The following is a 21313-nucleotide window of genomic DNA, read 5'->3' as shown; positions in this document are numbered from 1 at the left end:
TCCCCTATCAACGGCCATCACGGTCGCGTGAGCGGCCATCGCGTGCGCGGGCATCTGCCGCAGGCGCACTTGGGTTGGCGGGTGTGTTGGCAGCATTGTTATGTGCAGCATCAGTAGGCGCTGCGGCAGGTGCTGCACTGTTGCTCTGACCTGCTTGCTGAATGATCTTGTCCAAAGGCAAGTACAACAAGTTGGAACCTTGCTTTGTATCGACCAACACCTTGGTGGTGTTGCTGTAGATCTGCTGCATCGCGTCGATGTACAAGCGATCACGCATCACTTGTGGAGCCTTTTGGTATTCAGTCACCAGCGACTTGAAGCGTTGTGCATCACCCTCGGCTTGGGCCACGATGCGGGCTTTGTAGCCATCGGCTTCTTGCTTTAAACGCGAAGCGGCACCCACGGCACGTGGTACCACGTCGTTGGCGTAGGCTTCGGCTTCGTTCTTGGCGCGTTCGCGTTCTTGACCGGCTTTGAGCACATCGTCAAACGCGGCTTGTACTTGCTCTGGAGGACGCACACCACCTTGCTGCAAGTTGATACCGACCACTTCGACACCTACTTTGTATTGGTCCAAGATGCCCTGCATGATGGTGCGAATGCGTGGGCCAATTTGGTCACGCTCTTCGGACATCGCGGCGTCCATCTTCATCTTGCCCACCACTTCGCGCACTGCGGTTTCAGCCGCTTGCACCACGGTTTCAGTGGGGTTCTTGGTTTCAAACAAATAGGCCCGTGCATCGGTCAAGCGGTATTGCACAGCAAATTTGATTTCGAGGATGTTTTCGTCTTCGGTCAGCATCGCTGACTCGCGCAAGCCTGTGGCTTTGACAATGTTGTCACGGCCCACATCGACCGATCGGATTTGGGTGACAAACACCAGCTCTTGACGTTGGAATGGGTAAGGCAAACGCCAGTTGAAACCTGCACCCACCGTCGAGTGGTAACGGCCAAACTGGGTGATCACGGCTTGTTGGCCTTCTTGTACGATGAAAAAACCAGTGCTGAGCCAAATCGCCACGGCCACAGCACCAACCACACCTACGCCAAAGCGCGCGGCCTTGAAGTCGGGGCCGTTGGGCGTGCCGTTATTGTTAGGAGGTTCAGAGCCACCGTTTTTGCTGCCAAACAAGCCCGAGAGCTTGGCGTTGAAGTCGCGCCACAACTCGTCGAGATCTGGTGGGCCGCCTGCGCCGACGGGTGGACGCTTGGGTTCTTCTTGCGGCTTTTTCTCTTCGCTGGAAGGCGGCACGGGGTGCGCACCGTTGGGGTCGAAGGTGGGGTTGCCATCTTTGTCGCGGCCCCAGCGGCCATCGTTGAGGTTGAACATGCCGAGCAGTCGCGCACGCCAAGATTTGGGGCTGACCGTGTGGGTGTTGGAGTTCATGCGCATCGTTGTTTTATCTCTGAAGTCTTCAATTGTGCCTAAGGATTCAGGCCTGATTCCAATTCCTGTGAATTTGCATGGTCTTCGGGCAGGCTGGATAACGCCTCTTGGGCCAAAAACTCACGCAAAGCAGCCAAACCCTCACCGGTTTGGGCGCTCACAAAGAAACGGGGCACGCTAAGTCCATCCACCGTAAAGTGGTCGTGCAGCTGCATGGGACGTGTTTCGGGGCTCATGGCGTCGAGTTTGTTGAACACCAAGACTTGCGGCACATCAACCGCGCCAATCTCGGCCAAGACCTTTTGAACCTCGACCATCTGCTCTGGGTAATTCGTGTTCGATGCGTCCACCACATGCATCAGCAACGTGGCGTCCGCCGCCTCTTGCAAGGTGGCTTGGAAGGCATCAATCAAGCCGTGCGGCAAATCGCGAATAAAACCGACCGTGTCTGACAACGACACCGAGCGACCCGTGCCATCGGCATGGCCCAAATACAACTGGCGTGTGGTGGTGTCGAGCGTTGCAAACAGTTGGTCGGCCGCATAGGCGCGGGCTTTGACCAAGGCGTTGAACAAGGTGGATTTTCCCGCGTTGGTATATCCAACCAACGAAATGGTGAAGGCATCACGACGGTTGCGTTGGCGGCGCTGGGTGCTGCGTTGCTTTTTAACTTTGTCTAAGCGCTCTTTGGTGCGCTTGATCGAATCATTGATCATCCGGCGGTCCAGCTCAATCTGTGTCTCGCCAGGGCCACCACGCATACCAATACCACCGCTTTGACGCTCCAAGTGCGACCAGCGTCGCACCAAGCGCGTGCTCAAATATTGCAGCTTGGCCAACTCGACTTGCAGCTTGCCTTCATGGCTACGGGCGCGCTGGGCAAAGATTTCCAAAATCAGCAAGGTGCGGTCATTCACCGCGACGCCCATGTGTCGCTCTAGGTTGCGCTGCTGCGCTGGACTGAGCGACTGGTCAAACAAAATCTCAGTAGCGCCATGCATGAGGGCCAGCTCTTTGATTTCGTCAGCCTTGCCGCTGCCCACAAACAACGCGGCATCAGGCGCTTTGCGCTTGCAAGTGATGCGCGCGATAGGCTTCAAGCCCGCGGTTTCGGCCAGCAGGCCGAGCTCTTCTAGCTCGCCATCGAAATGCGGCAAGCCGAAATCAACGCCTACCAAAATGGTGACGCCAGCTGTTTTTTGAGGTGTGTCGTTCAAGCGGTCAATCTAGGAAATAAAAACGTCAAAGTCAGGCGCAAAAAAAGGGCTGAAACAGCCCTTTTTGCAGAGCGTTCAAGCTCAGACTTCTGGCGAACTGCCAGTGCCGTCGGTGGGGTTGAAATTCACAGCACGGCCTGGCACGATGGTCGAAATCGCGTGTTTGTACACCATTTGCGTCACAGTGTTGCGCAGCAAGACGACGTATTGGTCAAATGATTCGATTTGGCCTTGCAGCTTGATGCCGTTAACCAAGTAAATGGACACGGGCACATGCTCGCGGCGCAGGATATTCAAAAATGGGTCTTGCAACAGTAGGCCTTTGTTCTTTGAGTTGTCGGTGTTCACGATATTCTCCGTGTCTGATAAGTTGAAAGAAATCCCACGTTACCACAGAGCCCGAAGGCCTTCATGGTCAGTCGTCTTTGCCTGCATAAGGATTACTTGAGGTCTTCATCTCAATTCGCAAGGGGGTACCTTCTAAATTAAAGGCTTTGCGGAAGCGGCCTTCCAAGAAGCGTTTGTAGGTTTCGGTCACGTGCTCAAGCGAGTTGCCGTGAATCACGATGATAGGCGGGTTCATGCCACCTTGGTGGGCATAGCGCAGCTTGGGGCGATACATGCCGCCGCGCTGAGGCGACTGAAACTGCACGGCTTCCAGCAGCAAGCGGGTCAGCAAGGGCGTAGGCATCTTGCACATGGCCGCGCGGTGGGCTTGCGCAATAGCACCCCACAGCGGGCCCAAGCCTTGGCGTTTCTTGGCCGAGATGAAGTGCATGGCCGCAAACTTCAAGAACGGCAAACGTGTCTCAATCGAGCGCATCAGCAACTCGCGCTGGTACGAATCCACCGCATCCCATTTGTTCACGGCCAGCACCACGGCACGGCCGCTTTCCAAGATGTAGCCTGCGATGTGCGCGTCTTGGTCAGTCACGCCCTGCGTGGCATCAAGCAACAACAGGACCACGTTGGCGGATTCAATGGCTTGCAAGGTTTTGACCACCGAGAACTTCTCGATGGCTTCAAAGACTTTACCTTTGCGGCGCAAACCAGCCGTGTCGATGAGTTCAAACATCTGGCCATTACGCTCAAACGGCACGCTGATAGCGTCACGCGTGGTGCCGGGCATGTCAAACGCCACCAAGCGCTCTTCGCCCAACCACGTATTGATGAGGGTTGATTTACCCACGTTGGGGCGACCAGCCACAGCCAGCTTGATAGTGCCGCTGTCGGCATCTGCATCTTCTTCGTCTGGGTCGGCCAAATTCAACGGCGCCAAAGCTTGCGCCATCATGTCGCGAATACCTTGGCCGTGTGAGGCCGACACGGGCAACACTTCGCCCAAGCCCAGCTCATAAAACTCGACCAGCTGAGCGCCCTCTTTCATACCCTCAGCTTTGTTGGCCACCAAAATCGTGGGCTTACCCAGGCGGCGCAGGTAGTTGGCAATGTCGTGGTCTTGGGCCGAAATGCCACCACGCGCATCCACCACAAACACCACCACATCAGCTTCGGCCACGGCTTGTTGTGTTTGACGAGCCATCTCTTTGTAGATGCCATTGTCAGCGGTAGGTTCAAAACCACCGGTGTCGATGACGATGAATTCGTGTTTATCAAAACGGGCATTGCCGTAGTGACGGTCGCGGGTCAAGCCCGCGAAGTCGGCTACGATGGCATCACGCGATTTGGTCAAACGGTTGAACAAGGTGGACTTGCCAACGTTGGGACGGCCAACTAAGGCCAATACGGGTTTCAAAACTTAATCCTTTAACTTGCCCTTAGGGCATTTGGAGGCCAGTCACGCGACCTTCGCGTGTGACCACCACATAGCGCCCACCTGCAAACACAGGGGCGGTTGCCAATTCTTCAGAGTCGAGCTTGATGCGGTTGAGCAGCGCGCCGTCAGCCAGCGACAGCAGATATAACCAACCGCCGTTATCAGCCACCAGCACACCGCGCGGCGTGACAAGTGGTGCGCTCAAGATGCGGTATTTCAAGCGCTCTGTGTCCCAAAGACGTTCGCCATTGATGCGGTTGAACGCTTGCACCACGCCATTTGACATAGGGGCAATCAGCAAATTCTCGTTGCCACTCACACCCATTTCACCTGCGGAAGGACGTGTCCACACGCCTTGACCGCGCTCGACGTTAACACAACCCACGGCGGCTTGGAAGGCACGAACGCACACGACATCACCCACGCGGTCAAATGGGCCGACCAAGTCGACCAAGCGCTCGATATCATTGGTGCCACGCGGTGTGGCAATGGCAGATTCCCAGCGAATCACGCCTGTATTGGGATCCAGCCCTGCCAAACGACCAGACAAACCGACGAGCAAGGTGTTTTTGAATGCCAACAACACACCGGCCTGCTTCAACACCAAAGGCTCGCCTGGGCGCTGTTGCGTCCAAAGTTGGCGCCCCGTGGCGCCATCAAAGGCGATGACAGATCGGTCTGCCGTTAGAACGAAAACACGCGCACCTGCCACTAAGGGTGCTGTGAAGGATTGAGCGGGCAAACTCTTGCGCCACTGCACCTTGCCATCTTGCAACGTGACAAGCTCGTTGTTTCGAGTGACCACAGCCAGTTGCTGGCCATCACTGCCCACGCCTGCCGAAATAGCGTGGTCGAGCTTCAAACGCCACACATCCTTGCCGGTGTTGGCATCTAAAACAGCGACGACGCCTTGGCTGTTGGCCAATGCAATGCGATCATCTTTGGCGGAAACGACCAAAGGAAAGTCAACCTTGCCCAATTGAGCCGTCCAGCTGGTGCGCACGTCTTGCAAAACGGTCACTCCCTGAATTTCGGTAGGCTTGGGACGTGAGGGGCCAGAGCATGCAGCCAATGCCAAGCAGGCAGCAGCTAGGCTGAGACGATTAAGCAGTATCCAGCGAGACGAAGTTGTGTTCACTTTTTGCTCTCCACCGCTGTTTTATCTTCAGGATCAGCGCCCAAAGCCGCCAATTTGACAGCAACCAAACGACGATACTCGGCGTTGGGCTCAAAGCCCTTCCACGCATTTTTGTAGTGTTGAACGGCTTCAGCCGACTGCGATTGCAACATGGCCAAGTCACCCAAGCGGTCAGCCATCAAGGGCGCAAAGGCTTCGGGTGTTTTGGCAGTGAGGTGCTTGCGGGCTTCGTCATAAGCTTTGTCTTCGATCAGCAGTGACGCCAAGCGCAAACGTGCCAAGGCTTGATAGCCTTCATCGCTGGCTTTGTCGACGACCCAAGTCAGTTGCGCTTTGGCATCGGCTTTGCGATCCTTGTCGTTGTACACACGGGCGGCCAACAAAGCAGCTTGTTGCGCATAAGTGGTGCTGGCGAATTTGTCTTTGATGTCTGCCACTGAGCGATCAAGCAAGGTAATGTCGCCGCCGATCGCGGAACGCTCGACCGTGTCGTACAACGCGGCGGCTTGTGCCGCTTGTTTGGTTGAATAGGACTGCCAGCCCATCCATGCGGCATAGCCACCCAACACGACGATCATCATCCAGGTGATGAGGTCACCCCAGCGCTTCCAAAAGTGCTTGAGTTCGTCCAGTTGTTCTTGTTCTTCGAGGTCGAGAGGTGATGCCATGGTGATAAAGGATTGACTAAAAATTTAGCGGATTGTAGGGCTCGGCTTGGTTAAGCCACAGATTGAGACGAGACAACGCCCAGCGCCAGTTTGGCCGCCACACGAACGGTCACATCAGCCAAGGGCAAGGCCTCTTGCGCACCTGCACCATCGCGCAAGGACTTGAGGGTAACTTCGCCTCGGGCCAGCTCATCGCCGCCAAAAATCAAGGCAAACTGTGCGCCGCTGCCATCGGCTTTCTTGAACTGTGATTTCATGCTGCCCATGCCCTCACCTGCCCCTGCATGCATTTGCACGGACACACCTTGAGCACGCAGGGTTTGGATGGTTTTGAACACCACAGGCAAAGCTGCTGCATCGGGCACGATGGCGTACACGTCAGGTCCAGTGGCTTCTGGCAATGTGCCCTGCTCTTTGAGCAACTCCAGCACACGCTCCACGCCCAAAGCCCAACCCACGGCGGGTGCGGGTTTGCCGCCAACTTGCTCGATCAAATAGTCGTAACGGCCACCGCCGCAGATGGTGCCTTGCGAGCCCAAGCGGTCGGTCACAAACTCAAACACAGTGAGGTTGTAGTAATCCATGCCACGCACCAAGCGTGGGTTGATGCGATAGGCCACGCCACTGGCATCCAGAATGGCTTTGACGGCATTGAAGTGAGCCAGAGAGGCTTCGCCCAAGAAGTCGATCAACTTTGGTGCGGCTTCCACCACCGATTGCATGGCGGGGTTCTTGGTGTCCAAGATGCGCAGCGGGTTGGTGTGCAAGCGACGCTTGGCTTCTTCATCCAACACATCGGCGTGTGCTTCTAAGTGCGCGATGAGTGCAGCGCGATGGGCCGCACGTTCGTTGGGCTGGCCCAAGCTGTTGAGCTCCAAACGCACGTCTTGCAAACCCAGTTCTTGCCAGAGCGTGGCAGCCAACAAAATAAGTTCTGCATCCACTTCGGCGCCAGGAAAGCCCAACGCTTCCGCGCCAATTTGATGGAATTGGCGATAACGGCCACGCTGTGGTCGTTCGTGGCGAAACATGGGGCCCATGTAATACAGGCGCTGACCACCGTTGTAGAGCATGTTGTGCTCAACCACCGCGCGCACCACACCAGCGGTTGCCTCAGGGCGCAAGGTGAGCTGCTCGCCGTTCAAGCGGTCTTCAAAGGAGTACATCTCCTTTTCCACAATGTCGGTCACTTCACCCAGGCCGCGAACAAACAAGGCGGTGGGCTCGACGATGGGTGTGCGCAAGTTGTGATACGCATGGCGCGCCATCAAGCCGCGCACTTTGTCTTCCAGCCATTCCCATTGGGCTGAGGCGGGAGGGAGCAAATCGTTCATGCCTTTGACGGCGGTCAAGGCTTGCGCTTTGGCGGGCTTGGTGGGCGTGTTTGTTGTTTTGTTTTCTGTCGTCACGGTCAGGCTGCGCGGGATTTAACCAAAGCGCTTTTCAATGTAGTTTTCAACAATTTGGTGGAACTCTTGCGCGATGTTGTCGCCGCGTAAGGTCATGGCTTTTTCACCGTCAATGAACACAGGGGCCGCAGGCGCTTCGCCGTTGCCGGGCAAGCTGATACCAATGTCGGCATGCTTACTCTCACCGGGGCCATTGACGATGCAGCCCATCACCGCGACCTTGAGATTTTCAACCCCTGGGTATTGGTTGCGCCACACAGGCATTTGGGCGCGTAGGAAGTCGTCAATCGACTTGGCCATTTCTTGGAAGGTGGTGCTGGTCGTGCGACCGCAACCAGGACATGCGGTGACGCTGGGGACAAAAGTGCGCAGGCCTAAGGCTTGCAAAATTTCAGAGGCAATCACTACCTCTTGCGTGCGCGCTTCACCGGGCTGCGGTGTGAGCGAGACACGAATGGTGTCGCCAATGCCTTCTTGCAACAAGATGGACAACGCCGTAGCCGAAGCCACCGTGCCCTTTGTGCCCATGCCCGCTTCGGTGAGGCCCAAATGCAACGGGTAATTGCAGCGCTGGGCCAGCTCACGATAGACGGCGATGAGGTCTTGCACACCACTGACTTTGCAGCTGAGCAAAATTTGCTCAGGTGGCATACCCATGCTTTGTGCCAATTTGGCAGAGTCAATGGCCGAGGTGATGAGCGCTTCATACATCACTTGCTTGGCATCGAAGGGATTGGCGCGCAATGCGTTTTCATCCATCAACTTGGCAAGCAACTCTTGATCCAAACTGCCCCAATTCACACCGATGCGCACGGCTTTGTGGTAGCGCATCGCGGCTTCAATCATTTGGCCAAACTGCTTGTCGTGCTTATCGCCCTTACCCACGTTGCCGGGGTTGATGCGGTACTTGGACAGCGCTTGTGCGCAGTCTGGAAAATCGGTCAGCAAACGGTGGCCGTTGTAGTGGAAGTCGCCAATCAAAGGCACGTTGATGCCCATCTTGTCGAGTTGCTCTCGCACATAGGGCACAGCAGCGGCAGCTTCGGGCGTATTCACGGTGATACGCACCAACTCTGAACCGGCTAGGGCGAGCTCTTTGATTTGAATGGCAGTGCCAATCGCGTCCACCGTGTCGGTATTGGTCATGGACTGCACGCGCACGGGCGCGTCACCACCGACGGTCACCACATGGTCGCCCCATGTCACTCGCGCTTGCAAACTGCGACGTGCTTTAGGCTGCGACAAGGCAATGCCTTGAGGGTTGGCGTTATTTGCCATCAGACACTCCTGAAGCGCTAGCAGGTGGGGTGACGTTGGCATTTTGTCCCGCCTGGGCGGCCACTGCTGCAGAGTGCACCGTGGTCACAACCATCGTGCCGGAGACATTTTCGACAGCGGATGCAGGGGCTTCAGTTGAGGGCAACGCCACAATAGGTGAAGTCACGGGCACCACCACAGACGCGACCGACGGTTCCTCTTTGAACACCAAGAGACCATGAATTTCAGGCCAAAACCCAATCACCAAGGCCAAACCCAAAATCGCCAATGAAGCCCAGCGCAAAGGGGTGAACAATCGTGCGACCACCACAAAGCTGGACTGCGGTAAAAAGGAAGGACGATCCAATGGAAAGTCCAAACCGCGTTCATTTTTGGCGGCGAGGCGAGACACATCTTGCCCTGGCAGCAAGGCCAATACAGGCGCAGCATCGACCTTCAACTGACGGCACACCGCCAATGTCAGGGCACGCGCAAACATGGCGTCAGGCAAATCGTCCAATCGGTCCGTCTCCAAGGCTTGCAGCTTCGCGGGAGACACGCGCAGCGCTTGTGCCAACACATCGAGCTTGAACCCTGCGTCTTCACGGAATTGACGCAACAAGGCACCCGCTGTGATGCTAGGAGGTGTCGATATGGTTGTTTCTTCAGTCATCAGGCTTCAAAAATGAATAGGTTGTGTGTTCAATTATTGCGTTGACGCGCGTCAGCTTGTGCCGCACGGGTCTTGCAAAAAGCAATGGCTTTGTTTGTTTTGTCTGAGCTAGCGTAACCAGGTTGAGCGCGCGCGCGTTCTAACTGCAATTGAGCCTCAGGAAATTGGTTTTGTTCGCACAAAAACCAACCGTAGTTGTGCTGAATAGCGCCTAACTCGGCAGAGCGTACGGGCGCTTGAGAAGCCAACTGCAAAGCTTGCTCAAAACTTTGTTGTGCCAACACAGGCGCATTGGCACGCTGATGAATCAGGCCTAGCAAGCTGTACGCATCGGCGTAATTCGGATCAATTTGCAACGCAGCACGCACTTCTTGCTGCGCCACTGCGTTTTGGTTTTGTTCGTAATACCCACTCGCCAAACTCAGGCGGCGCATGGCGCGTTGGCGCGTGCTGCCGGGTTCTGCATGTGTGAGCGTGTCAAGCTGCTTCGATGCTGAGCCGCAAGCGTTCAAACCGCAAGCGGCCGCAAACAACACACAAACAACAGTTGGCATACGCCACACACTCATGACGGCACCTGTGTGAGAGGAATCACGCGTTGCTTGGCCATACGCTCGTCAACCTTGGTACGGTCTTTCACATCGCCAGCGAGCTGGCCGCACGCTGCATCAATGTCGTCACCGCGCGTCTTGCGTACCGTGGTGATGATGCCGGCTTCGCTGAGCTGCGCGGCAAAGGCTTTGACCGTCGCCGCGCTCGAGCGCGTGAGGCCTGACGCAGGAAACGGGTTGAATGGAATCAGGTTGAACTTGCAAGGCACGCCCTCACCCAAACCGCGCTTGGGCTTGACCAAATCGATCAAGGCTTGCGCGTGTTCGGGTTGGTCATTCACACCATCCAACATGCAATATTCAAAGGTGATGAAGTCTCGCGGCGCATGCGCCAAATAGCGGCGGCAGGCGTCCATCAATTCATGCAAGGGGTACTTACGGTTGAGCGGGACCAAGTTGTCGCGCAAGGCGTCTGTTGGCGCATGCAGCGACACCGCCAATGCGACTGGTGCATCTAAACCTAAGCGGTCCATCATCGGCACCACACCGGATGTAGACACCGTGACACGACGGCGTGACAAACCATAGCCATGGTCGTCCAACATCGAGCGTAAAGCTGGCACCAAGGCGCTGTAGTTTTGCAGCGGCTCGCCCATGCCCATCATCACCACGTTGGAGATGACGCGCTCAGTCGTGTTGAACTGTTTACGCAGCGTGTGCTCGGCAAACCACAGCTGCGACAAAATTTCGCCTGTGGTGAGGTTGCGGCTAAAACCTTGATGGCCCGTAGAGCAAAAACGGCAGCCCACAGCGCAACCCGCTTGCGACGACACGCACAAAGTACCTCGGTCGTCTTCGGGAATAAACACGGTTTCGACGGCGTTGCCGTCTCCCACGTCGAACAGCCATTTGATGGTGCCGTCGGCGGAGTCGTGTCTGGAAATGGGAGTCAGTGGCTGAACCTGTGCGCAGGTTTTCAGCTTTTCGCGCAGCGACTTGGCGAGATCAGACATCTGGTCAAAGTCTTGTGCGCCTTTTTGGTGGATCCACCGAAACAGTTGTGTCGCGCGAAAGCGTTTCTCGCCCAAGCGCTCACAAAAAACGGCCAAACCGTCGAGATCAAAATCAAGCAGGTTGGCCGTCATTTTTATTCGCCAACGCAGTGGTTGCCCACCGCGTCGATTGGCTTTTAGTGACCGTAAACGTTCATGCCAGCGAAGAAGAAGCTGATTTCAGCAGCTGCTGTCTCTGGGCCGTCAGAACCGTGCACAGCGTTGGCATCGATGCTGTCAGCGAAGTCAGCGCGGATAGTGCCAGCAGAGGCTTCTTTAGGGTTGGTAGCACCCATCAAGTCGCGGTTTTTCAGAATTGCGCCTTCGCCTTCGAGCACTTGGATCATGACAGGGCCAGAAACCATGAAGTCAACCAAATCTTTGAAGAAAGGACGTGCTTTGTGCACAGCGTAGAACTGTTCGGCTTCGCCGCGTGACAGGTGAGCCATGCGAGCGGCCACAACTTTCAAGCCAGCAGCTTCGAAGCGCGCGTAGATTTGGCCGATGACGTTCTTAGCAACTGCGTCTGGCTTGATGATGGAGAGAGTACGTTCGGTCATTTGGATTTTCCCTGTATTGACTGTGATTGAAACTTTTTATGCGCGATGCGCTTAGCCTGCTATTTTAACCGTTTCAAGGGATTTCCCTTGAACGAACAAGCCTTTTTGGTGCATCTTCGCTGTGATTTATCGGCCGCCTCGGCCACCTTGGCCGCGATTACCGCCACCTGAGCGTCCGCCGCCAAAACCGCCACCTGCAGAGCCGCCTCGGCGCGGTGCACTGCTAGAGGGGCGTGGACCACCGACCAAACCAGCTTTGAAGGCTTTTTGACCGTCTTTTTTGCGTTGACGCTCCTCGGCGTAACTGTCAGCACCGATGTAGCCCACGGAGGTTTGCATTGGATCGGGTTGAGGCGCACGCTCGGGGGCTTTGCCACCACGGCGACGCTCGGTGCGCACCAATCGCTCTGGCCCGCTACGTTCTTCTGCCGCACGCGGCATAGAGGGACGTGGGCCCACGCTGTTGCCACGGCGGCGGCTGTTGGCGCGCTCGCTGCGGTCATGGCGTGAAGGACCGCTTTGCATCGGTGCTTCAGCACCTGCGGCTTCCATCAGAGCACGAATATCGCGCTCGCCCAGCTCCACAAAAGCGCCGCGCTTCAAACCGCGCGGCAACACCATAGCGCCGTAACGGATACGAATCAAGCGACTCACGGCGTGGCCGACCGCTTCAAACATGCGACGCACTTCGCGGTTGCGGCCTTCAGAAATGGTCACGCGATACCAGCAGTTAGAGCCTTCGCCGCCGCCCTCTTCGATCGAGCCAAATTGGGCTGGACCATCGTCAAGCTGAATGCCGGTGATGAGTTGTTCTTTTTGGTCTTTACTTAGTTTGCCTAGGGAGCGCACCGCGTATTCGCGTTGCAAACCAAAGCGTGGGTGCATCAGCTGGTTGGCCAATTCGCCTGAGCTAGTGAACAACAACAAGCCTTCGGTGTTCAAGTCCAATCGGCCCACAGACTGCCATTTGCCTTGGTACAGGCGCGGCAAACGGCGGAACACCGTGGGGCGGTTTTGTGGATCGTCAGTGGTCACCACTTCGCCCGCAGGCTTGTGATACGCGATCACGCGCGGTGGCGGTGGCGCAATGCGCACCTTGAGCTGACGGCCGTTGACCTTGATTTGGTCACCAAATTGCACGCGTTGGCCTGTGTGGGCCACTTCGTTATTCACAGCCACATGGCCTTCGGCAATCAAGCGCTCCATCTCGATGCGTGAGCCCAAGCCCGATTGGGCCAAAACTTTGTGCAATTTTGGAGATTCGGGCTGAGGCAAGAGCACGCGCTTTTCAGGCGCAGCTTCAGCGCGGATCAGCTCGGCATCAAACTCACCAGAGACGACATCGTCAAAGTCAAACGCCGTGTCGTCGTCATCCAAAAATTCGTCGTGTGATTCGGTTGGCTTGCCACCCAGGTCGTGGTGTTTAGTGTTCATGCGTATCGTCGCCGGTTGGGGCGGGGTCTCTGGGTGAGGAAAGTTCAAAAATGGGGGCTTCTTCGCTGAGTGCAGTGGAGGCTTGTACAGCCAATTCAGCCACCGCGTCGCCTTCGGCTGGCGTTGCGACTTCGGTCGGATCAGCAGGCTCAAGGGCCATGTTCATCTGCAGCGATGGATCGTCTTCGCCCAAACGAGCAAACGCGTTGGCTTGCGCTTGGGCGCTGTCAAACACGGGCAGTTGGTCGAGTGAAGCCAAGCCTAAGTCGTCCAAAAACTGTCGAGTGGTGGCGTACAAAGATGGACGGCCCACGGTTTCGCGGTGACCAATGACTTCCACCCAACCACGGTCTTCGAGTTGTTTGATAACGAGTGAGTTCACGGTCACGCCACGGATGTCTTCCATGTCACCACGGGTCACGGGCTGGCGATAGGCAATGATGGCGAGTGTTTCCATCACAGCACGAGAGTATTTAGGCGGTTTCTCAGGATTCAACAGGTCCAAAAACTCGCGCATTTCTGGGCGGCTTTGAAAGCGCCAACCGGTGGCCACTTGCACCAGCTCTACGCCGCGCTGCGCCCAATCAAGCTGCATTTCTTCCAGCAAAGTACGAATGGTGTCTGCTCCCAAGGCGTCAGCAAACAGCACGCGCAAATCGCGAATCTGAATGGGCTGGTGAGAACAAATCAGGGCGGTCTCTAGTACGCGCTTGGCATCCACGGTGTTCATCGTGAGAGTTCCGGGTCAAGGGTCGAGGAAAAGGCCTACGAAAATTCATCTCGAGGCGGTAAGGGTGATGCGGGGCATCACACGAGTCAGAGCCAAAGGGCTCACCGCTTTCACAAGCGTGAGCCCATATTGTAACGGAGGCTGCTTTTAGGCAGATTCGGGGCGCTTGAGGCCCAAACCAGCCAGCAAATTGACCATATCGTCCGGCAACGGCGCTTCAAATTTCAGCGGCTCACCTGTGATGGGATGGTCAAAGCTCAAGCGAAACGCATGCAAAGCTTGGCGGTCGATGCCCAAGGTCATGGGACCGGCATAGAGCGAGTCGCCCACCAAAGGATGTCCAAAGTGCGCCATGTGCACACGGATTTGATGTGTGCGCCCTGTGTGCAAAGTACATTGCACCAAACAAGCCTCTTCTTGACTGCTCAAACACTCAAAGGTGGTGTGAGCTTCTTTGCCTGGCAAGCGCTCCAAATCAACCACGGCCATGCGCAAGCGGTTGCGGTAATCGCGACCAATGGCGGCCACGATGTCGCGCACAGGTGTGCCGCTCCATTTACGGTAGGCCACGGCCAGATATTCGCGATGCACTTCACGCTCGGCAATCATGGCAACCAAGGCGTCCATGGCGCGACGCGTGCGCGCCACGATCATCAAGCCACTCGTGTCTTTATCTAGACGGTGCACGATGCCTGCACGTGGCAGCATCACCGCTTGTGGGTCCAAGGCCAGTAAACCATTGAGCAAGGTGCCGCTCCAGTTACCGGGCGCAGGATGCACCACCAAGCCTGCGGGCTTGAACAGCACGCGCAAGTCTTCGTCTTCGTAAATCACATCCAGCGGGATGTCTTCTGGCTTAAAGGCTTGACTTTGCGGCGTGGGCTTCAAAATGAGCTGGTAACGCTCACCCATGCGCACTTTGGCAGAGGCCTTGGTCATCACGCGGGAGGTGGGCAACACGCAGCTCACGCAGCCTTCGCTGAGCAACTGTTGAGAGAAGCTACGCGAGAACTCAGGCAGCAACACGGCCAAAGCACGGTCTAGGCGCTCGCCATGCAAATCAGTGGGAATAGATAGTTCGCGCGTTTCCACTTCAGGCCCGTCGATGAGGTCGACATGCTCATCAAGCAAAACATCCTCCAGAACGGGCGTAGGGGATGGTGGCTGAGCCGATAGAATGGATTTACTTTGCTTCAAGAGGTTGACCTGTGGTGTTACGACTCAAATTATCGACTGTGTGGACGGCCATTGGCCTGACCACTGCTATTCTTTTCACAGGATGCGCGGACAGCAACTACGATCCGACCAAAGATTGGAGCAACGACAAGCTTTACAGCGAAGCCAAAGAAGAGATGGCAGCAGGTGGTTACGACAAAGCCATCGGCATGTATGAGAAACTGGAAGGCCGTGCGGCAGGCACCGCCTTGGCACAGCAAGCGCAACTCGACAAGGCTTGGGCGCAATACAAAACCAACGAACCCGTACAAGCTGTCGCCACTCTAGACCGATTCATCAAGTTGCACCCCGCTAGTCCAGCGCTGGACTATGCGCTGTACCTCAAAGGTCTGGTCAACTTCAACGATAACTTGGGCTTGATGTCGTCGGTTGCTGAACAGGATTTGGCGGAGCGCGATCCCAAGCAAGCCAAAGAATCTTTTGAAGCCTTTCGCGAGTTAGTGATTCGCTTCCCCAGCTCCAAGTATTCAGAAGATGCGCGCCTGCGCATGGCGTTCATCAAAAACTCGCTCGCTCGATCTGATGTGCATGTGGCAAAGTTTTACTACCAACGAGGCGCTTACGTAGCTGCTATCAACCGCGCGCAAACAACCGTGCAGGAATACCGTGATGTGCCGGCCGTAGAAGAGGCTTTGTTTGTCATGTATCAGTCGTACGACAAGTTGGGATTGATTCAACTGCGTGACGATACCAAGCGTGTATTAGAAAAATCGTATCCAGACACACCCTTTCTATACCCAGAGCGTGCAGCCACTAAAAAGTCGTGGTGGCAGCTTTGGAAATAAAGCTTTGATTCAGCGCATCTAACGACTGAACCAAAGCATCGGAAGTTTGTAGCTGATGCATAGGTGGTAAAGCTGCAATCAAACGACGACCATAGCCAGTGGTGACCAAACGGTTATCACACAACACCAATACGCCTTGGTCTGATTCTGTGCGAATCAAACGTCCCGCCCCTTGCTTCAAAGCCACCACAGCTTCAGGCACAAAGTAATCGTTGAACGGGCTACGACCTTGTGACTCTAATCGTTTGCTACGGGCCTCAACCAGTGGATCATTGGGTGGAGGAAAAGGCAGTTTGTCGATAATGACCAACTGCAGCGCGTCACCCGGCACATCAAAGCCTTCCCAAAACGTGGCCGAGGCCACCAACACGCAACCGCTCTCACCCACTTTGGCGCCATCACGGAAACGCTCCATCAAATGACGCTTGGGCCATTCGCCTTGAACCAACACTTCAATGCCAGAGCCTTCGAGCTGTTGCTTCATCATATCGCCAATCGCACGCAAAGCGCGTAACGTCGTGGTGAGCACCAAGGTGCGACCACCGAGGCGGCGCACAGCAGCACAGGCAAGGCTCGCCACTTGAGCGCTGTGTGCGGGGTCATTGGGGCGCACGATGTCGCGGGGCACATACAACGAGGCTTGTGCGGGGTAATCAAACGGGCTACTCACACGCAAGACAGTGGCAGACTCTAAACCGCAAGGTTCAGTGAACCAGCGCAAGCGCGGGTCATCACCCAACGTTGCCGAGGTAAACACCCAAGCACGTGGACGCGTGTCTTCAACGGGGCGCATAGGATAGGCACTGTCGAAGGCTGACGCTTCTGCGTCGTGATCCTGTGCATCAAAGGCCATATCGCCAGCTTCGTCATATGCGGCAGCAGTTTGGTCAAACAATGGCTCATCTAGCCAAGGCGGTGGTTCTTGATCAGCTTCATCTGCGGCCATTACAGAAGACTGCTTCATCAAACGCTCGCGCACGGTTTCGGCAATGTCTAAAGGCGCTTCCATCAAACGCATTTGCGAGGCGCTGATATCGACCCAACGCACCGCATCTGGTGCGCAAGGGTTCAAGAAAGCATCCACGCGTTTGGCTACTTCTGCCACACGGTCATGCAAACGCATGAAGTCGGGAGCAATTTCGCTGACTGTGTCTAGGGCTTGAAGCGCGTGCACACAGGCAGAACCAACATCTTGCAGTGACTGCTCCCAAGCACCCGCATGCATCTCATCTGGCGCTCGTTCTGTCCAACGCAATTTCACGGCACTGTGGCGCTTGCCGCCCATCAAACGCAACTCGCGCGCGGCTCGCTCAAGGCCAGCACACACACCTTGCCAATCAGCCAAACCACGTGCCAGTTGCAAGCCTGTAGCCAGCATGTCGCGTGTCACATCTAGCAACTGCGCTGTGCCGAGTTGATGCCCTAAGAAATTCACACCCACTTCATTGAGCTGATGCGCCTCATCAAAAATCACCACACGCACGCTGGGCAGTAACTCGGCCATCCCCGTTTCGCGCACAGCCATATCGGCAAAAAACAAATGGTGGTTGATGACCACCACATCTGCGCCTAGCGCATCACGACGGGCAGCATTGACGTGACAGGTTTTGAACTTAGGACATTGCGAGCCCAGACAGTTTTCTCGGTTCGATGTGATGAGCGGGATCAGAGGCGACCGTTCATCCAAACCCGGCAGCTCCGCCAAATCGCCCGTACGTGTACTGAGCGACCAAGTTTCCACACGCGACAACAAATGCACGGTATGACGGTCAGGAATTTGCGTGTCACGTCGCGCCATCTCCATTCGGTGCGTGCATAAGTAGCTTGAGCGCCCTTTGAGCAAGGCCAAGCGAATTGGCAAGTTCAGTGCCTGCACCAAGCGAGGCAAGTCACGTGCAAACAATTGGTCTTGCAAAGCCTTGGTGGCCGTGGACAGCAACACACGCTCACCGCTGAGCAATGCGGGCACCAGATAGGCAAAGGTCTTACCCACACCGGTACCCGCCTCCACGACCAAACTGCCGCCATGCGCCACCACATCGGCAACAGCCAGCGCCATGTCGGTTTGGCCCTGACGGGGACTAAAGTGATCGGTGGCGCGAGCCAATACGCCCAAAGGTGCAAAGGCTTCCGCTACCAAATCACGCAAGGGATGTGTCATTTGCCGGGAACAGGCAGTGGAGCTGCAGGCTCTTTGTTACGTTCCCGCAGTTTTTTCTCTAAGTCAACTTTGTGCTGCGATGCCTCTCGTTGTCTTTGCTCATACTCTCCACGTTTGGTCCCTTGAAGCGCATGATCTATTTGTTTTTGAGCATTCGCATCAGCGCGATCTTTCGATGCGGAAATCGATGCGGCACGTTGCGCTTCAGCTTCCTTCATAGTTGCCTCACTGTTGCGCTCAGCAATGCTGCGTCGAGTTTCCTCGGCATGAATCAAACGTTCTTGCGCATTAAACCTAAGTTCTTGCTGACGCAAAGCCGTGTTTAATTCGATGCGACGATCCCGAGCCTGGGTGCGACAGCTCGTGACATCAAAATTTTGATAACACTGTTTGATCTCTTTTTTGTACTGATCTTCAAGCTGTTGACGTGCGATTGTTAATCTCGTTCGCTCAGCACTGCGTTCAATCTCGCTAGGGAAATCAGCGTGAGCACCCGCTGCGATTTCTTCGCACCACGCGACGGTACACAACATCAAAGTCAAAGCAATCAGGTATTTTTTCATGTCAAACCCGTATCCACTGTGCGACGCTCTAGAGCCAAAAACTCGGCCGATTGCATCTCGTTCAAACGCGACACCGTGCGTGGAAACTCATGCGACATCGGGCCTTCGGTGTACAACTCTTCAGGTGGCACTGCGGCTGACAACATGAGCTTGACGCGTCGGTCGTAGAGCACATCCACCAGCCATGTGAAGCGGCGAGCCTCGGCCGCTTTGTTCACTGGCATTAGCGGCACATCGCTGAGCAGCACCGTATGAAATTGGCTGGCAATTTCTAAGTAGTCGTTTTGGGAACGGGGGCCACCGCACAAGTCTTTGAAGTCAAACCACACCACACCGCCAGCGCGACGACGGGCTTTGATTTGGCGTGCCTCAATGTGCAACACCGGGTCTTCGTCTTGGCATTCGGCCAAACGATTGAAGGCATCGGTCATCGCCGCGTCAGCCTTCTCACCCAAGGGACGCAAATACAACTCGACCTGCTCCAGCGTGCGACGTCGGTAATCGGTACCGTTGTCCACATTAATCACTTCAAGCTCTTTGTTCAACAAAGCAATGGCAGGCATGATGCGGTCGCGGTGCATGCCGCCTGGGTACAAATCATCCGGCTTGAAGTTAGAGGTGGTCACAAAGCCCACACCGTTGTCAAACAAGGCATCGAGCAAACGATGCAAGATCATCGCGTCGGTGATATCTGCCACATGAAATTCGTCAAAGCAAATCAGCTTATAGCGCTTGGACATTTGTTTGCCCAACACATCCAGTGGATTGACCGTGCCTTGTAACTCACGCAGCTCGCGGTGCACCTCACGCATGAACTCATGAAAATGCAAACGTGTCTTGCGCTTGATCGGCACCGCTTCGAAAAAGCAATCCATCAAAAAGCTTTTGCCGCGCCCCACCCCGCCAAACATGTACACGCCGCGCGGAATAGCGGGACGGTTGACCATCTTCTTCAACGCGTTGGATCGCTTCTCTTTGTAAGCGGCCCACTCGCTGGCGCAACGCTCCAGCGCATCAATCGCTCGGAGCTGCGCAGGGTCGCTTTGAAAGCCTCGAATTTCGAGTTCTTTGAGGTAGTTTTGGTGAACAGGTTGATTGGCTGACATAGGGCTCTATTGTGCCTTGCCCATGAAAAAAGCCCGCTGTTGCCAGCGGGCTTTTTAGACGCAAAGCGGTTGAATTTGATTAGAAGTTCAACGTGCGTTTGTCCACAGCCAAAGCTGCTTCTTTGGTGGCTTCGCTCAACGATGGGTGAGCATGACAAATGCGTGCGATGTCTTCAGCAGAAGCCTTGAATTCCATCGCCACCACAGCTTCAGAGATCAACTCTGACACCTGTGGGCCCACCATGTGCACGCCCAAGATTTCGTCGGTCGTGGCATCAGCCAAAAATTTGACCATACCCGTGGTGTCGCCCAAAGCGCGTGCACGGCCGTTCGCGAGGAACGGAAATGTGCCAGCCTTGTACGCCACGCCGTCGGCCTTGAGTTGCTGCTCTGTGCGGCCCACCCATGCGATTTCGGGGCTGGTGTAGATGACCCAAGGGATGGTGTTGAAGTTGACATGACCGTGTTGGCCAGCGATGCGCTCGGCCACGGCAACGCCTTCTTCTTCGGCTTTGTGCGCGAGCATGGGGCCACGCACCACGTCGCCCACCGCCCAAACGCCAGGAACGTTGGTTTTACAATCACCGTCCACAACAATCGCACCGCGCTCGTCTACTGCCAAGCCAATGGCTTCGGCGTTCAAACCGATGGTGTTAGGCACGCGACCGATAGAGACGATGAGCTTGTCAGCGTCCAACACGATGGCTTCGCCTTTGGCGTTGGTGTAGTTGACGGTGACGCCTTTCTTGCCGTTGACGATCTCGCCGACTTTCACGCCGAGTTCGATCTTCAAGCCTTGCTTGTCGAATGCTTTCTTGGCTTCTTTGGCGATTTGTTCGTCCACAGCGCCTAGGAATGTAGGTAGACCTTCGAGGATGGTCACGTCAGCGCCGAGACGACGCCATACAGAGCCCATCTCCAAACCGATCACGCCTGAACCGATCAAGGCAAGCTTCTTAGGCACTGCGCCCACACGCAAAGCGCCGTCGTTGGACAACACGTTGACTTCGTCAAACGGTGTGCCTGGCAACGCACGGGCGTTCGAGCCTGTGGCGATGATGACTTGCTTGGCCGTGATGGCCTCTTCGGTTTTGCCAGCCACGTTGATGGTGTAGCCGCCCTCAGCCTTGCCAGCAAAGCTGCCGCGACCGTGAAAGAACGTGACCTTGTTTTTCTTGAACAGGTACAAGATGCCGTCGTTGTTTTGCTTCACAACGTTGTCCTTGCGGGCAATCATCTTGGCCACGTCCATCTTCACGTCCTTGGCAGTGATGCCGTGCTCTGCGAAGTGATGGTTGGCATGCTCAAAGTGTTCGCTGGACTGCAGCAAAGCTTTAGATGGAATGCAACCCACGTTGGTACAGGTGCCGCCAGGGGCTGGGCCACCGGCTGCGTTTTTCCACTCGTCGATACAAGCGACTTGGAAACCGAGTTGTGCAGCACGAATCGCTGCGATGTAGCCGCCTGGGCCACCACCAATGACGACGACGTCGAATTGTTTAGACATATGAATCCTTTAATTTATTTAGCAACCCACGGAACTGGCTTTGCCAGGCCGCAGGGTTGGCCCCCTTTAGGGGGGATTCGGCGACACGCAGTGCGCCGTAAA

The 21313-nt window shown here is 55.8% G+C and carries 20 protein-coding genes; 1 reads left to right on the top strand and 19 read right to left on the bottom strand.

The genetic code is table 11. The features are described 5' to 3' along the window. Positions 1-7 precede the first annotated feature (7 nt). The 15 genes from hflK to B9Z35_RS05225 all read right to left on the bottom strand — a co-directional run bounded on the left by hflK (position 8) and on the right by B9Z35_RS05225 (position 15032). Positions 8-1387 (bottom strand): FtsH protease activity modulator HflK, encoded by a 1380-nt coding sequence (hflK, locus tag B9Z35_RS05295; RefSeq protein ID WP_233246471.1) that lies wholly within the window; start codon positions 1385-1387, stop codon positions 8-10. 38 nt (positions 1388-1425) lie between these two features. Then, positions 1426-2604, bottom strand: coding sequence for a GTPase HflX (hflX, locus tag B9Z35_RS05290; protein ID WP_108282568.1), 1179 nt, complete (start codon positions 2602-2604; stop codon positions 1426-1428). A gap of 81 nt (positions 2605-2685) precedes the next feature. Further along, complete coding sequence (gene hfq, locus B9Z35_RS05285) at positions 2686-2952, bottom strand: RNA chaperone Hfq (RefSeq protein WP_108282567.1); 267 nt, start codon at positions 2950-2952, stop codon at positions 2686-2688. 67 nt (positions 2953-3019) lie between these two features. Next, positions 3020-4360, bottom strand: a complete 1341-nt coding sequence (der, locus tag B9Z35_RS05280; RefSeq protein ID WP_108282566.1) for a ribosome biogenesis GTPase Der — start codon at positions 4358-4360, stop codon at positions 3020-3022. Positions 4361-4382: 22 nt separating this feature from the next. Next, positions 4383-5519 (bottom strand): outer membrane protein assembly factor BamB, encoded by a 1137-nt coding sequence (gene bamB, locus B9Z35_RS05275; protein ID WP_233246470.1) that lies wholly within the window; start codon positions 5517-5519, stop codon positions 4383-4385. Beyond that, positions 5516-6187, bottom strand: a complete 672-nt coding sequence (locus tag B9Z35_RS05270; RefSeq protein ID WP_108282565.1) for a tetratricopeptide repeat protein — start codon at positions 6185-6187, stop codon at positions 5516-5518. The genes bamB and B9Z35_RS05270 overlap by 4 nt, the downstream gene beginning before the upstream one ends. Positions 6188-6237: 50 nt before the next feature. Further along, a complete protein-coding gene (gene hisS, locus B9Z35_RS05265) occupies positions 6238-7521 on the bottom strand; it encodes a histidine--tRNA ligase (protein ID WP_108282834.1) in 1284 nt (427 codons plus the stop codon). Between the two features lie 93 nt (positions 7522-7614). Further along, on the bottom strand, positions 7615-8874 hold the full coding sequence (gene ispG, locus B9Z35_RS05260; RefSeq protein WP_108282564.1) for a flavodoxin-dependent (E)-4-hydroxy-3-methylbut-2-enyl-diphosphate synthase: 1260 nt from the start codon (positions 8872-8874) through the stop codon (positions 7615-7617). Continuing rightward, entirely contained in the window at positions 8864-9526 is a 663-nt protein-coding gene (locus tag B9Z35_RS05255; RefSeq protein WP_108282563.1) for a RodZ family helix-turn-helix domain-containing protein, read from the bottom strand. Before B9Z35_RS05255 ends, ispG begins: the two co-directional genes overlap by 11 nt. A gap of 29 nt (positions 9527-9555) precedes the next feature. Beyond that, on the bottom strand, positions 9556-10095 hold the full coding sequence (locus B9Z35_RS05250; RefSeq protein ID WP_108282562.1) for a tetratricopeptide repeat protein: 540 nt from the start codon (positions 10093-10095) through the stop codon (positions 9556-9558). Next, positions 10092-11222, bottom strand: a complete 1131-nt coding sequence (gene rlmN, locus B9Z35_RS05245) for a 23S rRNA (adenine(2503)-C(2))-methyltransferase RlmN (RefSeq protein WP_108282561.1) — start codon at positions 11220-11222, stop codon at positions 10092-10094. The genes B9Z35_RS05250 and rlmN overlap by 4 nt, the downstream gene beginning before the upstream one ends. Before the next feature lie 44 nt (positions 11223-11266). Next, on the bottom strand, positions 11267-11689 hold the full coding sequence (gene ndk, locus B9Z35_RS05240; RefSeq protein WP_108282560.1) for a nucleoside-diphosphate kinase: 423 nt from the start codon (positions 11687-11689) through the stop codon (positions 11267-11269). A gap of 126 nt (positions 11690-11815) precedes the next feature. Further along, positions 11816-13123 carry a pseudouridine synthase gene (locus B9Z35_RS05235; protein WP_108282559.1) on the bottom strand — a complete coding sequence of 436 codons (1308 nt, stop codon included), beginning with the start codon at positions 13121-13123 and terminating at the stop codon, positions 11816-11818. Then, entirely contained in the window at positions 13113-13853 is a 741-nt protein-coding gene (scpB, locus tag B9Z35_RS05230) for an SMC-Scp complex subunit ScpB (RefSeq protein ID WP_108282558.1), read from the bottom strand. Before scpB ends, B9Z35_RS05235 begins: the two co-directional genes overlap by 11 nt. A gap of 147 nt (positions 13854-14000) precedes the next feature. Beyond that, positions 14001-15032, bottom strand: coding sequence for an RluA family pseudouridine synthase (locus B9Z35_RS05225; protein ID WP_108282833.1), 1032 nt, complete (start codon positions 15030-15032; stop codon positions 14001-14003). A gap of 32 nt (positions 15033-15064) precedes the next feature. Between B9Z35_RS05225 and B9Z35_RS05220 the strand changes: the two genes are divergently transcribed. Continuing rightward, positions 15065-15874 (top strand): outer membrane protein assembly factor BamD, encoded by an 810-nt coding sequence (locus B9Z35_RS05220; protein ID WP_108282832.1) that lies wholly within the window; start codon positions 15065-15067, stop codon positions 15872-15874. On the opposite strand, the gene B9Z35_RS05215 is transcribed toward B9Z35_RS05220, so the two are convergent. The 4 genes from B9Z35_RS05215 to lpdA form a co-directional block, all read right to left on the bottom strand. Beyond that, the gene (locus B9Z35_RS05215) at positions 15843-18035 is read right to left on the bottom strand and encodes an ATP-dependent DNA helicase (RefSeq protein WP_108282557.1); all 2193 of its coding nucleotides are present in this window, start codon (positions 18033-18035) and stop codon (positions 15843-15845) included. The genes B9Z35_RS05220 and B9Z35_RS05215 overlap by 32 nt on opposite strands. Continuing rightward, on the bottom strand, positions 18032-18598 hold the full coding sequence (locus tag B9Z35_RS05210) for a hypothetical protein (protein WP_108282556.1): 567 nt from the start codon (positions 18596-18598) through the stop codon (positions 18032-18034). The genes B9Z35_RS05215 and B9Z35_RS05210 overlap by 4 nt, the downstream gene beginning before the upstream one ends. Next, a complete protein-coding gene (gene zapE, locus B9Z35_RS05205) occupies positions 18595-19704 on the bottom strand; it encodes a cell division protein ZapE (protein ID WP_108282555.1) in 1110 nt (369 codons plus the stop codon). The genes B9Z35_RS05210 and zapE overlap by 4 nt, the downstream gene beginning before the upstream one ends. A 79-nt stretch (positions 19705-19783) precedes the next feature. Beyond that, the gene (gene lpdA / locus B9Z35_RS05200; protein ID WP_108282554.1) at positions 19784-21211 is read right to left on the bottom strand and encodes a dihydrolipoyl dehydrogenase; all 1428 of its coding nucleotides are present in this window, start codon (positions 21209-21211) and stop codon (positions 19784-19786) included. Positions 21212-21313: the final 102 nt, after the last annotated feature.

Source organism: Limnohabitans sp. Jir61 (genome assembly GCF_003063545.1).
GTDB lineage: Bacteria > Pseudomonadota > Gammaproteobacteria > Burkholderiales > Burkholderiaceae_C > Limnohabitans.
This window is presented reverse-complemented; position numbering and strand designations above follow the sequence as displayed.

Excerpts from the sequence above, each read along its gene's own strand:
- hflK (WP_233246471.1), bottom strand. The coding sequence starts at position 1,387 with ATGAACTCCAACACCCACACGGTCAGCCCCAAATCTTGGCGTGCGCGA.
- B9Z35_RS05270 (WP_108282565.1), bottom strand. The coding sequence starts at position 6,187 with ATGGCATCACCTCTCGACCTCGAAGAACAAGAACAACTGGACGAACTC.
- hisS (WP_108282834.1), bottom strand. The coding sequence starts at position 7,521 with ATGAACGATTTGCTCCCTCCCGCCTCAGCCCAATGGGAATGGCTGGAA.
- ispG (WP_108282564.1), bottom strand. The coding sequence starts at position 8,874 with ATGGCAAATAACGCCAACCCTCAAGGCATTGCCTTGTCGCAGCCTAAA.
- B9Z35_RS05255 (WP_108282563.1), bottom strand. The coding sequence starts at position 9,526 with ATGACTGAAGAAACAACCATATCGACACCTCCTAGCATCACAGCGGGT.
- B9Z35_RS05250 (WP_108282562.1), bottom strand. The coding sequence starts at position 10,095 with ATGAGTGTGTGGCGTATGCCAACTGTTGTTTGTGTGTTGTTTGCGGCC.
- rlmN (WP_108282561.1), bottom strand. The coding sequence starts at position 11,222 with ATGACGGCCAACCTGCTTGATTTTGATCTCGACGGTTTGGCCGTTTTT.
- ndk (WP_108282560.1), bottom strand. The coding sequence starts at position 11,689 with ATGACCGAACGTACTCTCTCCATCATCAAGCCAGACGCAGTTGCTAAG.
- B9Z35_RS05235 (WP_108282559.1), bottom strand. The coding sequence starts at position 13,123 with ATGAACACTAAACACCACGACCTGGGTGGCAAGCCAACCGAATCACAC.
- scpB (WP_108282558.1), bottom strand. The coding sequence starts at position 13,853 with ATGAACACCGTGGATGCCAAGCGCGTACTAGAGACCGCCCTGATTTGT.
- B9Z35_RS05215 (WP_108282557.1), bottom strand. The coding sequence starts at position 18,035 with ATGACACATCCCTTGCGTGATTTGGTAGCGGAAGCCTTTGCACCTTTG.
- B9Z35_RS05210 (WP_108282556.1), bottom strand. The coding sequence starts at position 18,598 with ATGAAAAAATACCTGATTGCTTTGACTTTGATGTTGTGTACCGTCGCG.
- zapE (WP_108282555.1), bottom strand. The coding sequence starts at position 19,704 with ATGTCAGCCAATCAACCTGTTCACCAAAACTACCTCAAAGAACTCGAA.
- lpdA (WP_108282554.1), bottom strand. The coding sequence starts at position 21,211 with ATGTCTAAACAATTCGACGTCGTCGTCATTGGTGGTGGCCCAGGCGGC.